This window comes from Acinetobacter higginsii, from assembly GCF_000369845.1.
GTDB lineage: Bacteria > Pseudomonadota > Gammaproteobacteria > Pseudomonadales > Moraxellaceae > Acinetobacter > Acinetobacter higginsii.
Genome location: NZ_KB850212.1, coordinates 18395 through 31937, shown reverse-complemented (window position 1 = coordinate 31937; position 13543 = coordinate 18395). Strand labels below are relative to the sequence as shown.

Genomic DNA, 13543 nt, shown 5'->3' with positions numbered 1-13543 from the left:
GTTACTGTCAAGCATTCTTCCGATGAACTGACAATAGCATATGTCAATTTAATTACAATGCTAATATTCGCTAGCAGAAATAAGCTGACGGGTATATTCAGTCTGAGGCTGGCTAAATAAAAGTGCTGTGGCTTGATATTCCAAGGCTTTGCCTTGATGCATCACTAGGACTTTTTGGCACAGTGCTTTAATGACTTGTAAGTCATGACTGATAAAGATATAGCTGATGTGCTCTTGCTGCTGCAAACGACGTAACAATTGAATGATGGCCAACTGCGTAGTCCGATCCAAGGCGGAGGTTGGTTCATCCAGAATCAGTAGCTTTGGTTTTAGCACCAATGCTCTTGCAAGTGCCACACGTTGCCGCTGCCCACCAGAAAGCTGATGCGGATACTTATCTTTGTCCGTTAAAGATAATTCGACTTTTGCCAAAACAGCGTCAACTTCAGTTTGGCACTGTTGCTTTGAAATGGGTTGAAGATGAAGCCCTTCGGCAATGATCTGTTCAACTGACATACGAGGATTCAGGCTACTAAATGGATCCTGAAACACAATCTGAAAATCACGTCGAAGTGGTCGAAGCTGTTTTTGAGTCAACAGGTTTAAATCTTGTGCCTGAAAATGAATAGAACCTTCGCTACTGATCAGCCTTGCAATTGCAAAAGCCAAAGATGATTTACCTGAACCACTCTCTCCAACGATGCCTAAAGCCTCTCCCTGAGACAGACTCAACTGGATGGATTCTGCTGCAACTTTATAAGCTTTAATCCAATGAAATAATCCCTGCTGAATCGGATATTTTACTGTGACGTTATTTAATTCAAGCAAGGTTTGCGTCGGCTGTATCGCCAAAGCTTGTCCAAAATTATGATTGAGCAAATGCTGTGTATAGCTCGTTTCAGGATAGGTAAATATCTTCTGAACTTCACCCTGCTCTTCAACTTGTCCTTGATTCAGTACCACAACCTGATCTGCATAATGCTTAACTAAATTAAGGTCATGGCTAATCAAAATAATCGCCATCTTTCGTTGCTGCTGTACGCGTTTTAACAACGTTAAAATCTGTGCTTGTAATACCACATCTAAAGCCGTGGTTGGTTCATCCGCAATTAAAATCTCAGGCTCTAAAGCCAAAGCCATTGCCAACATGACTCGTTGCCTCTGCCCACCAGACAACTCATGTGGATAGCACTTCAGTATATGTGCTGCATCGTGGATCTCGACATCCTGCAACAACGCCACACACCGTTTTCGAATCTCAGTCTTGGCAATACCGAGTCGCATTAGACTCTCGCCTAGCATCTGCTCTACTTTGTGCAAAGGATTTAAAGCGGTCATCGGCTCCTGAAAAATCATAGCTATGCGTTTGCCACGTATCTGCTGTAACTGACTCTTGCTCAAAGCCAGCACATTTTCTCCATCGAGTTCCACTTTGCCTTGTACTGTAAAATGTTCAGGCAACACACCCAGCACAGCCAACAAACTAATGGTTTTACCAGAGCCACTCTCTCCAACAATCGCAACCGTCTGCTCTGGATATAAATCAAAGCTCAAATTTTCAAGCAAGCTTTGTCCTGTTTCACTACGAATACTCAGTTGTTGAACCGTTAATAACGGGGATTGATCAAGCGGTTTATCGTCTTGGGTCAAATGCATCACGTGCAGCCTCCCCGATATAAATCAATAACGAAAGTACAATCGCCAATGTAAAAAAGCCAGACAGCACCAACCACGGCGCATCTAGATTATTTTTACCCTGTAATAATAATTCACCCAATGATGCAGCATCAGGCGGTAGACCATAACCTAAAAAATCCAATGCAGTTAAGGCAATAATATTGGCGGTCAACATAAACGGAATCTGTGACAAACTTGAACTCATTGCATTCGGTAAAATGTGCTTAAAGATAATTTTATGATCCGTTACGCCCAACGCTTGCGCTGCACGGACATAATCAAAATTTCGCGCACGCAAGAACTCTGCACGTACGAGCCCAACCAACTGAGTCCAACCAAATAGCAACATGATCAAAAATAGCCAATAAATGCTGGGACTAAACATACTGACCAAGATCATGACAATGAACAACATTGGTAGACCACCCCAGACCTCCAAAATCCGCTGCCCAACTAAATCAACCCAGCCGCCATAGTAGCCCTGTATTGCGCCAACCATGATGCCAATCACCGCAGAACATAGGGTTAAAGCAAACCCAAATAAAAGAGAAACACGCAGGCCATACAAAATTCGGGCAAATACATCACGGCCTTGGTCATCAGTTCCAAGCCAATTTTGCGAACTTGGCGCTGAAGGCACAGGTACTGCCAATGATAAATTTGGTGTTTGATAAGCAAAAGTAACCAGTGGAGAAATCATCCAGCCATGTTTTTGAATCAATTGTTTTACGGCTGGGTCTTGATAATCTGTAGCAGTTTCAAAGGTGCCGCCAAAGGTCGTTTCTGGATAATCTTTCAAAATCGGGAAATAAAAAGACTGCTGATAGCGAACCAACAATGGTTTATCATTGGCAATCAATTCAGCAAATAAGGACAATACAAAGATCGTTAAAAATAAAATCAGACAGCGAAATCCCAATTTATTTTGCCTAAATCGATCAAAACGTGCACGCATCAAAGGGGACATTATTTTCCACCTCTTGATTCAAAATCAATGCGTGGGTCAATCACTTGATAGAGTACATCACCGATTAAACGCAATATCATCCCGAATAAGGTAAATAAAAATAAAGTACCAAAAATCAGAGGATAATCACGCTGAGTAATCGCTTCAAAACCTAATAGACCAATTCCATCTAAATTAAAAATGATTTCGATAAATAAATTACCGACAAAGAAAATGCCGACCAAAGCTTCTGGTAAAGCGGCCACAACCACTAAAATTGCATTGCGAAACACATGCCCATAAAGAATCTGATTGTCATTCAGTCCTTTTGACCTTGCAGTCAGTACATAGGGCTTTTGCAGTTCTTCAACAAATGAATACTTCGTCAGATAAGTTAACGCCGCAAAACTACCGAGCACCATACTCAAGATGGGCAAATACATATGCCACAAATAATCTTGTACTTTTGCCCAGAGGCTCAATTGGGCAAAGCTCTCTGAAACCAGACCTTGTAATGGAAACCATTGCAAATAACTGCCACCCGCAAAGAAAACAATCAACACAATAGCAAATACAAAGGATGGAATGGCATAACTTACGGCTAATAATAAGGAAGTAGATTGATCAAACAGCAAGCCATTATTTTTGGCCTTTTTGATACCTAGCGGGATTGCGATCAGATAGATCAGAAAGGTGCTCCACAAGCCCAAAGACAGCGTAACAGGCAACTTTTCGTATAACAGTTGGGTCACAGGTTTATCTTTAAAAAAACTGTTCCCAAAATCTAGGCTTAAATAGCCTTTCAACATCAGCCAAAAGCGTTCAGTAGCAGGACGATCAAAACCATACTGGGCTTTGATTATTTCAATCATTTCAGGGCTTAAACCACGCGCACCCTCGTATTGTGCCAAGGTGGTCAAACCTGAGGGCGCATTATTGCCTACCCCTAAGCCTTGCGCATTTTGGATTTGCTGAATCGCTTGTTCGACTGGTCCGCCTGGGGCAATTTGCACAATACAAAAATTAATCAATAAAATGAAAAATAATGTCGGGATCATCAATAACATTCTTTTTAGAATATAGTGAACCATTGAAGTCGAACCCTTATTAATTTATTTACTAAGTTTTTATGAAATCTAACATGAGATAAAATACACGGAAACGTCATCCACAACCTGCGTGTTTTAAACAAGATAATGTTTTGCGAAAGAATAAAAGAGGCCCAATAACTAAACAGGTTTTGTGGATGACAATGCCTTTGGTTACTTTGGGCGAAACAAAAGTAACTCCAGCTGAAAGCTTATCTTGAAATTAAGATGAGAACTCGGTAAGACTCCGTTATATTAATCTAACGACTTCATCAAACGCTAGTCCAAACCATTCTAATTAATGCTTTTGTATAGACTGCTCCTGTTTCTTAGCCTTATTTGCATCGACCCACCAATACTCCCATCCTACAGAAAGTTTTGGTTTAACCGAAGGCTGCTGATAGATATCCCAGTAGGAAAACCAACGCTCAGGCTTTCCATAAGTCAAAATTTGGTAATATCCTGCACGCAATAAACGATCAAGCACACGCGTATACAACACCACCTCATCGCGTGTTTTTGCCGCCACAATTTTCGCGATCATCTGATCAATCGCAGGATTCTTAATCCCTGAATAATTATAATTACCCGCCTCATCTGCTGCTGCACTCCCCCAGAATTGGGCCTGTTCTTTTCCTGGAGTTAAAGTCTGTGGCAGTTTCAGCACCATCATATCAAAATCTTGATGACGAATCCGTTCCATATATTGCGGTACATCCACCTGCCGTAGTTGAACCTGAATACCTAAACGCTTCAAATTGCGCACAAAAGGCATTAATTCACGCTGTGGATTTTCTTGTTGCATCAATAATTCAATTCGAATGGCTTTACCTGTTCGATCATATAACTGCCCATTGCGAATTTGATAACCAGCATCTTTTAAGATCTGTTGTGCAGTCAATAAATTCTGCCGATTGAAACCACTGCCATCGGAAACAGGATAGCGCCAATCAGCCAAAATACCTTGTCGCATCACTGGATTGAATTGGGCCAAATATGGCTTTAATAGGTTTAGTTCAGCAGCACTCGGGCGACCAGTTGCAGCCAAATCAGTATTATCAAAGTAACTTTGTAAACGCTGATTTTGATTAAAGAACAGTGCCTTATTTTGCCACTCAAAATCATAAGCGTAGGTTAATGCCTGACGTAGATAAATATCATTGAGTGGCGCACGGCGGATATTAAACACCAAACTTTGGATATCTAGAGGAGTACCTAACTGCGTTTTATACTTTTTGACTAAACCTGATTTCACTGCTGGAAACTGATAGGCTGTGACCCAATTACGGATATTTTTTTCTTCGTATAAATTAAATTGTCGAGATTTAAACCCTTCAAAACTCACATCTAAATTTCGATAATACACATATTTCAGTCGATCAAAATTATAGCGGCCTTTGTTTACTGGCAAATCTTTGCCCCAATAGTTTGGACTGCGCTTATAGGTAATACTACGCCCTGCATCAATACGATCTACCACATAAGGGCCTGAACCGATAATCGGTTGAAGGGTGACACGACCAAAGTTCTTATTTTTCCAATCCAATTTTGAGTAGATCGGCAGGCTCGCCACAATCAGTGGCATTTCCACATTGTTCTTAGACTTAAAAATAAATTTGATTTGATGTTTAGATAATATTTCAGTTTTAGCCAAATCTGACAAATACATTTGAAAGCCCAGATTGGCTTTGGTCTGATAAGTATCGAAGGTAAATTTCACATCTTCAGCAGTTACAGGCTGACCATTATTAAATCGTGCTTGTGGATTCAAGTGAAAGGTCACCGATTGCAGCTGATCAGGATCATAACTGACCTTTTCTGCAAGCAGCGGATACATCACACGCGGCTCGTCCAGCGAACGATCCATCAAACTATCAAACAGATAATTAACGCCTTCGGTTGAACTGCCCTTGCCATTCATGCTGTTTAAATTATCAAATGTCCCTAAACTCGATTGGCTCAGCGTACCACCCTTCGGTGCATTCGGATTAGCATAAGGCATCACCTTCAACTGTGCATATTTAGGCTGTACATGCATCGCCAAATACGGCGTGGTTTGCATTGCCGCAAATGGAGACTGAGCAAAAAGGCTTAGTCCAGCATATAGACTAAGCCTTTTGATTAAACGTAAATGAATCATTTACAATTACAGATTAGGCACTTTAATCACGTCACCAATACGTAACTGGGTACTTGGCGTTAAATCATTCATTTCTGCCAGCGCACCTGTATCTAAACCATAACGACTTGCTAAACCAATCAGCGTATCACCACGTTTTACTTTGTATTCACTCACTGTTTTAGGGACTGAAATACTTTGACCACGTTGCAGGCTTGCATTGGCTTTTAGATCATTTAACTCAGCCAGTTCACGACCAGACATCCCAAAACGATTAGCAATACTGTTCAAAGACTCACCTGCTTTGACACTATATCTTTCAGTATTACGGCTTGGTGCTGATGTTTTTGGTGTTGTTTTACTATTCTCTACCTTTGCGGTTTCAGCTTTCGGTAAATCACCTGTCAATTTTAGCTTTTGCCCAATACGAACATTACTGCCGCGTGTTAAACCATTTAAACCAGCAACATAATCGAGCTGTAAATTATGACGACTCGCGATATTGCCTAAAGTATCACCAGATTTAACCGTATAAATATCAGGTGTAGTTTCTTCTCTCGATTTGGTCGTATTGCTCGCAGTGGTTTTTGTAGGCACATCACCCGTCAGTTTCAAACGTTGACCAACACGTACACCCGACGTTCTTTCCAAGCCATTCAGATCGGCAACATAGCTCAGTTGAAGATTGTACTTGGCTGCAATCGCATTCAAACTATCACCCGACTGCACCACATACTGATCAGGTACAGTTGAACCCGCAGGAATCTTGATGCTTTGACCCAAACGCACGCCGCTATTTGACTTCAAATTATTTAGCTCAGCCAACTCACTCAAGCTAATTTTCGACTTGGTTGCAATACTTGATAAAGTGTCGCCACGCTGTACGGTATAGTTTTCAGTTTTATAGTTAGTCGATGCACTTACATTTTCGTATTTTACGTTCGTCTTCGTTGGCTCAGGTGTTTCCTGAGTCTGAGAAACTTCGTGTAACGGCACATTAATTTTTTGTCCAACGAACAAGCTACTGCTCGCAGTTAAACCAGAGGTCAAATCAGCCAATTCCTGATTCGATAATGCATAACGATCCGCAATCAGCTTTAAATATTCGCCACGCTTCACCGTATATGATTTGGTTGCAACTTTTTGAGTCGTTGTTGCCTTACTGTCAGTCACACGTGCTGCCTGTTGCGTTGTACGGGCATTATTTTTTGGCTCAATCAATGTTAATTTTTGCCCAACGAACAAACCATCAGTCACAGACAAATTATTATAATCCGCCAACTGTTTTAGAGTTAAATCAAAGCGTGAAGCCAAGTTAGTTAAGCTATCACCCGACTGCACTACATAGCTCTCTGGCTTTTCAGCAGCTTTAGGTGCTTCTGGTTTGGCATCATATAAATATAAGCTTGCACCAACAAATAAGGTACCGTTTGGATCAATCTGGTTCCACTTGGCAACATCACGCCAGTTCACGCCATTTTTTTGCGCAATCACAGCTAAGGTATCGCCAGGCTGTACCACATAGGTGCTGCGCTTGCCTTTTGATGCAACGACAACAACATCCGTATCGGTTTTAATGTATGGCTTGCCTTGGTTGCGTTTGGCGTCTTCACTGTTTGCAGTGGCAGTATCTTCAACCAAGTTTTTTGGATAAGAGAAGCCTCGGCTCACCTCTTGACCTTTTTCATCAGCAACCGATTGACTGGTTTGAATCGCAGTTAATTTAATTTTGCCATCGAATGGATCAACAATTTCTGTGCCTTTTGGTGCAATTGCCTTAATTTCTGCAACAACTTGATCTTTCTCAGCTTGAGTCGCTTGTGGCTCTAAGACTTGTGCAACCGTTTCTTTTTTGCCTTCTTCTTTTATTGCGGCACTAATTTGCTCACGTTCTTTTAAAGAAATTGGTGGTTCAGTCACCACAGGCTTCACATTTGCGGCAGGCGTGATTGCGACAGGAATACGTGGTGCGCTTGGAACATCAGCCCCTGCAGCAAATGAAGCCAACGCATCCGAACCTCTAGGCGTATTAACTTTACTGGTACTGATTGAGGAAGTTGTTGGACGTGTTGTATTACTTGCCGTTAAATTGGGTGGCGTTGCTGTCGATGCAGTAATACTTTGCCCACTATTGGTCGTTGTACGAATCGTCGTTGAGCTGCTCAGTGGATTGGTATTCATTGGCGGTGGGTTTTTATTGCTAGCCCAGAATCCACCAGAACTTGCCTTACCAGAACGTAATTTCGCATCGATTGAGGGACTTAAATCTGCTGGAATTAAAATCCGCATTGGACTCATTGGGTCAACCATTTCGCCACGATAAGCTGGATTCAGTGCATAGAGTTCAGCTCGACTTAAGCCCGTAATCGATGCAATCTGATTGAGTTCCATTGGACCAGCCAGACTTACTTCACGGAAGTGAGGACGGTTTGCAATTGGTGGTAAGCTCACACCATATGCACCTGGGTTTTTAATAATTTGAGCAACAGCCAAAAACCGTGGAACATAGTTCATGGTTTCTTGTGGAAGCTTCAATGACCAATAATCGGTTGGTAAACCTGCAGCGCGGTTACGGTTAATCGCCTGTTGAATACGACCCGGTCCCGCATTATATGCAGCTAATGCCAGTTCCCACGAACCAAACTGATTGTATAAGCTACCAAAGAATTCATACGCAGCACGTGTCGATTCGACTACATCACGACGTCCATCATAGAGGCTGGTCTGTTGCAAACCATAAATACGCCCTGTACTTGGGATGAACTGCCATAGACCTGCTGCTGCTGCACTACTGGTTGCTGCTGGGTCATACGAACTTTCGATAATCGGCAGTAATGCCAATTCTGTCGGCATACCACGACGTTCAGCTTCTTTTACGGTGTGATATAAATAGCGGCTGGCACGCGCACTTAAACGATCTAAATATGGTTGACGAGAAATAAACCAGCTACGTTGTGCTTCAATTCGTGAATCCCAATGGTTCAAGTCCATCTTGAATCCAACCGTCATTCGTTTCCACACATCACCATGTTTCAGTACCAATAAACGGTCGCCTTCCACAGCACGCATGTCGGTTGCAGACAATAAGTCTTCAAGTGAATCTAAACTGCTTGCATCTAAATAACCTGAGCCAGCTTGCTTTGAAGACGAGCTTTTACTTGATTGAGGTGTTGAAGAACAACCTGTGGTGATTCCCAACGCAACGAGAGCAGAAGTGAGTACAGTAATTTTGAATAATGATGTTGCAGATGCTTGCGACACCAATGTGCTCGATTTATACATAAAAACTTCCAGTCAACTCACGCTAGTTTATTTCTTAATTAGGGGCTATTGATGTTTCAACCATGCATACGTTATAGGCTAAACCATTCAAACAAGGCATGGGACAAAGACAATCATCGCTCTTTGTCAAGTTTCACAACGAAGTTTGGAAAAGTTTTAGCCATGACTTGAGCAAGTACAAAGCACTGCTTTGGTCACAGCACAAGGCAAAACTCTTCTGTCATCTGTGAAACGTCAACAGACTTAGCCATTGTAGTAAAGCATGTCACTTAGACAAGGCAATAATTTAACGTGATTTGCATGGAAATGTTACAAGAAATTAAAAAAGATGAGTTTTGTAACGTTCAGAAGCCAAATTTAGCTTTACAATAGCTGTTATTGTTATGGGGATGCTAAAATTCCCTGCTTATTTTAGCTCAAGTAAAAGTCTTATTCTTTTGTTCTATGTTTAAGTAACACTTGAATATTGGCTAACTTTTTGTGCGATTAAAATATTCAACTTCTTATTCTGCTTATTGTTCAGGTTCAAATATGTCACAAACAATCACACTTTACGTTGATGGCGCATGCAAGGGTAACCCAGGTCTTGGGGGTTGGGGCGCGTATGTCATTACCGAACAAGGTGAACACAAGCTGTTTGGTGGCGAACCTGAAACAACCAATAACCGTATGGAGCTTCAAGCTGCGATCGAAGGCGTTTCTTTTTGCCCGACCGATGCCCGTTTAATTATTTGGACAGACTCCAATTATGTCAAACAAGGCATTACTGAATGGATTCATGGCTGGAAAAAGAAAAACTGGAAAGATGTTAAAAATCCTGATTTATGGCAGAAACTGGATGCGGTCTGTGCCAACCGAGAGATCGAATGGAACTGGATTAAAGGCCATGCTGGACATGCAGGTAATGAAATGGCAGACCAATTGGCAAATTTAGGTGCAGAACAAACCGCTCAACAACTAAAATCGCCAACACAGGCTAACGCTGATACAAAAAAGCCTGAATCCGATTGGCTCTTAAATGACCCTTTCGGATTAGATATTGATATGGATAGCGATGAAATGATCGAAGAATCAGAACTTGAAGAAGTCTTGGATAATATGGGTGACAATACAGCATCAGATGAAGTGGTCGTCGAAGCCGCTCCATTAAATCAGCATCCAAATATTGTCATTACAGAAGCCAAAGTTCATCTACAGGGCCCTCGCCAGCTCATTCTTGATACGGAAACCACAGGTTTTTACTATCAAGATGGCGACCGTATTATTGAAGTCGGTGCAATTGAAATGATCAACCGTAAACTCACGGGTAGTTCAATTCATATCTATATCAATCCAGAAAAACCCGTCGGTGACTCTGAAAATGTGCATGGTATCAGCGATGACTTTTTAAAAGACAAACCGAAATATGCTGAAATTTCCGATACGCTTTTTGCCTTCTTAAAAGGCGCCGAAATTATCGCGCATAACGCGACCTTCGATATGAACTTCTTAGATATGGAGTTCAAACGTGCTGGCTTACCTTTATTGTCTGAGGTTTGTGAGGTTACCGATACCTTGGCACTGGCCAAGAATAAGCACCCTGGTCAAAAGAACTCATTGGATGCTTTGGTACGCCGTTATGAAATTCCAGCACGAGATCGTACTTTCCACGGTGCCTTACTCGATGCTGAAATCTTAGCCGATGTTTATCTTGCCATGACGGGTGGGCAAGTCTCATTTGATATGGACGCCCTTTCTCAAACAGAACAAAATCAAAATAAATCCACCCGCCTACGTGTCCAAGTTGACTTACCTGTGATTCAACCGTCTGAACATGAATTAAATGAACATGAGACCTGGGTCAAACAATTTGAACAAAAACATGGAGAGCCTTGCCTTTTCGCAAAATAAATTTTCCAGTCAATGTAATTTTTTGTATTTCAAGCCTCTAAAGTTAAGTTATATTAACCTTTAAAGATTTAGGCCTCCTAAAAAAGGAGGTCCATGGATATAACAACTTAGGAAAGGTGTAGGTCATATGTCTTACCAAACCTCGATTCATTTCGACCCAACGGCATTATTAATAATAAAAAATGAAATCGACAATTCGATTAAATTGGTAGAAACAGCAGTCAATACCCTTGCCGAAGAACAAGCACTACCTTTCGGGATTGATGATGCGCTGAACCAGTTTGAACAATGTACGCAAGTTCTCGCGTTAATTGATATGCCACATTTATCACAAATTACTCAATACTCTGCCGAGCTGATGCGCAAAATTATGGCGCAACCACAGCAAATCCAAACCAATGATGTTATTGCGCTCAGTGAAGGTACTACCATGCTGAAGCGTTATATCGAATTCATTTGTTTACGTGAAGTAAAAGTTCCTCAATTCCTACTCGATACACTGAACCGTTTAGAAAAAGCCCTAGGTAAACCACTGACCAAAGAAGGTCAAACGGTACAACCATTGCTTGAGTTCATTACCCCGAGTTTTAATTTGCCTCAGGCACCAAGCTTGGAACAATCACAATATATTCATCAACTTTATAAATTGTGTTTAAACAAGCTCATTAAGCAATCTGAAACCCCCCTTGATCTACAAGGGATCAAATTGGTCGGCGTTTATCTTGCAGGTTTAGCGGCGGGTCAACCAAGCCAACAATACTGGCAGTTGGTCAATGTAGGGTTAAGCCATATTGATGAGCTTTCAATTACCGAAGCACGCTTACGTACGTTGATTCAAATTGAAACCAATATCGGTAAATTCCTCGCTCAATCGGCCAGCTTTAAAAACAGCATTGCTGATCTTGCAGACATCCTATGTATTTGTATTAGCCAAGAAGATGATGTGTCACAGCATATTCGAGATCAACTCAATATTGGTGATGAGTTACTTAGCGATACGCAGCTACAAGTACTAAGCCGTCATTTATACGGCCCTGACTATGAAACGGTACACACCATCAGTCAGTTAATGACAGATGAGATGGCTCAAATCCGTAATGAGATTGAATACAACCATCAAAATATGTCAGCTGAAAAAACCCAAGAACTGCAACAAAAACTACATCAGCTTTCGAATGTTTTCAAAGTACTGAATCTTAATGAAGCAGCACGAGAGTTAACTCAGCAAGCGGAAAAATTAAGCCAACCAAATACATTAACTGATGCAACTTCGGTACAACAGTTAATGAACAGTATTTTGGCTTCAATGAATTCGATTGGGATTTTGGAACGTAATTACACGTCTAGTCGTTTACAGTTACGTGTTAATAACATGCAAATCTCGCTTGATCGTTTAGATGAAGCACATAAAGCGTTATTGACTGAAACCAAAACCTTGATTGATACTTTAACGCAAACCTTAAGTCTCTATGTACAAGATCCTACAGCACATAGCTTAGAAGCGTTACCCGTGTATCTGAAGGAACTTTCAGGCGCTGCTCTGTTCTTAGGTAGTTCAGCTCAACAAACTGCTTTATTAGGTGCAGCGCACTTTGCCCAATATCGTTTAGCGCAAAATCAACCTCTCGATGCCGAACAAATTAATTGCGTCTTAAACGTTGTCGCAGGTCTAGATTTACTGGTTGAGAACTTAAAGAACAAGCAACCTGTATTGCAATCTATGTTTGATGTGGCATTATCAAACAGTCAGCAATTACAAACCATAGCCGCATAATGACTCAACTATCACTTGCTTATATTTTTCAACACCAAAAACTGTTAGTCGACCAAAATCTACAACTGCCCCAAGTTGAGAAATTAGCAAGTGACCTCCCCATCCATCATAATGATCACGTCATCGCACGTGATCTGCTTGAAAATGAATCTATTCCTGAAGGCTATCAATTAGTTCCGATTCGGGAACTGATTCAGTCTTGGTCAAGTAGTGATTTCCTGCAAGCCAGTCGAGCAGTTCAATTACTTGAATGGCGACGTAACCATAAATTCTGTAGCCACTGTGGTCATGCGACTGAAATTCACCCTAAAGAATATGCCATGGTTTGCCCAAGTTGTGCTTACCATCAATATCCTCGCGTACAGCCTTGTATCATTACCATTATCACCAAAGGTAACGATGAGATTTTGCTTGCCAAATCAGCGCATAACAAAAGTAATATGCATGGCTTAATTGCTGGTTTTGTTGAAGTGGGTGAAACTTTAGAAGAAGCCGTGCAACGTGAAGCATTTGAAGAAGTTGGACTCAAACTTAAAAATATTCGTTATATGTCGAGCCAGCCTTGGCCATTTCCTAGTAATTTAATGATTGCCTTCCATGCTGAATATGATTCAGGTGATATCCAATTGCAGCTCGAGGAAATCAGTGAAGCAGCGTTTTTTAAATTTGATCAACTTCCAGAAATTCCGTTTAAAGGCAGTATTGCCCATAGCATGATCATGCAAATCATCGACAATAAAAAAGCATCTTAAACGATGCTTTTTTAT

General features: G+C 41.3%; 8 protein-coding genes. 3 read left to right on the top strand and 5 right to left on the bottom strand.

The features are described from left to right. Nucleotides 1-60: 60 nt before the first annotated feature. The 5 genes from F885_RS15105 to F885_RS15125 all read right to left on the bottom strand — a co-directional run bounded on the left by F885_RS15105 (nucleotide 61) and on the right by F885_RS15125 (nucleotide 9112). Nucleotides 61-1656, bottom strand: coding sequence for an ABC transporter ATP-binding protein (locus F885_RS15105; RefSeq protein ID WP_005202388.1), 1596 nt, complete (start codon nucleotides 1654-1656; stop codon nucleotides 61-63). Then, nucleotides 1634-2644, bottom strand: a complete 1011-nt coding sequence (locus F885_RS15110) for an ABC transporter permease (RefSeq protein ID WP_005202386.1) — start codon at nucleotides 2642-2644, stop codon at nucleotides 1634-1636. The genes F885_RS15105 and F885_RS15110 overlap by 23 nt, the downstream gene beginning before the upstream one ends. Then, on the bottom strand, nucleotides 2644-3714 hold the full coding sequence (gene yejB / locus F885_RS15115; protein WP_005202384.1) for a microcin C ABC transporter permease YejB: 1071 nt from the start codon (nucleotides 3712-3714) through the stop codon (nucleotides 2644-2646). Before yejB ends, F885_RS15110 begins: the two co-directional genes overlap by 1 nt. Nucleotides 3715-4009: 295 nt before the next feature. Further along, entirely contained in the window at nucleotides 4010-5851 is a 1842-nt protein-coding gene (locus tag F885_RS15120; protein ID WP_005202380.1) for an extracellular solute-binding protein, read from the bottom strand. A 6-nt stretch (nucleotides 5852-5857) separates the two neighbouring features. Further along, nucleotides 5858-9112 carry a LysM peptidoglycan-binding domain-containing protein gene (locus tag F885_RS15125; protein ID WP_005314248.1) on the bottom strand — a complete coding sequence of 1085 codons (3255 nt, stop codon included), beginning with the start codon at nucleotides 9110-9112 and terminating at the stop codon, nucleotides 5858-5860. Nucleotides 9113-9643: 531 nt separating this feature from the next. Here F885_RS15125 and dnaQ point away from each other — a divergent pair. The 3 genes from dnaQ to nudC all read left to right on the top strand — a co-directional run bounded on the left by dnaQ (nucleotide 9644) and on the right by nudC (nucleotide 13528). Then, a complete protein-coding gene (dnaQ, locus tag F885_RS15130; protein WP_005202374.1) occupies nucleotides 9644-11002 on the top strand; it encodes a DNA polymerase III subunit epsilon in 1359 nt (452 codons plus the stop codon). 127 nt (nucleotides 11003-11129) lie between these two features. Next, nucleotides 11130-12776 (top strand): hypothetical protein, encoded by a 1647-nt coding sequence (locus F885_RS15135; protein WP_005202373.1) that lies wholly within the window; start codon nucleotides 11130-11132, stop codon nucleotides 12774-12776. Next, nucleotides 12776-13528, top strand: coding sequence for an NAD(+) diphosphatase (gene nudC, locus F885_RS15140; RefSeq protein ID WP_004808578.1), 753 nt, complete (start codon nucleotides 12776-12778; stop codon nucleotides 13526-13528). Before F885_RS15135 ends, nudC begins: the two co-directional genes overlap by 1 nt. The last annotated feature ends 15 nt before the right edge of the window (nucleotides 13529-13543 follow it).

Excerpts from the sequence above, each read along its gene's own strand:
- F885_RS15105 (WP_005202388.1), bottom strand. The coding sequence starts at position 1,656 with ATGCATTTGACCCAAGACGATAAACCGCTTGATCAATCCCCGTTATTA.
- F885_RS15110 (WP_005202386.1), bottom strand. The coding sequence starts at position 2,644 with ATGTCCCCTTTGATGCGTGCACGTTTTGATCGATTTAGGCAAAATAAA.
- yejB (WP_005202384.1), bottom strand. The coding sequence starts at position 3,714 with ATGGTTCACTATATTCTAAAAAGAATGTTATTGATGATCCCGACATTA.
- F885_RS15120 (WP_005202380.1), bottom strand. The coding sequence starts at position 5,851 with ATGATTCATTTACGTTTAATCAAAAGGCTTAGTCTATATGCTGGACTA.
- F885_RS15125 (WP_005314248.1), bottom strand. The coding sequence starts at position 9,112 with ATGTATAAATCGAGCACATTGGTGTCGCAAGCATCTGCAACATCATTA.
- dnaQ (WP_005202374.1), top strand. The coding sequence starts at position 9,644 with ATGTCACAAACAATCACACTTTACGTTGATGGCGCATGCAAGGGTAAC.
- F885_RS15135 (WP_005202373.1), top strand. The coding sequence starts at position 11,130 with ATGTCTTACCAAACCTCGATTCATTTCGACCCAACGGCATTATTAATA.
- nudC (WP_004808578.1), top strand. The coding sequence starts at position 12,776 with ATGACTCAACTATCACTTGCTTATATTTTTCAACACCAAAAACTGTTA.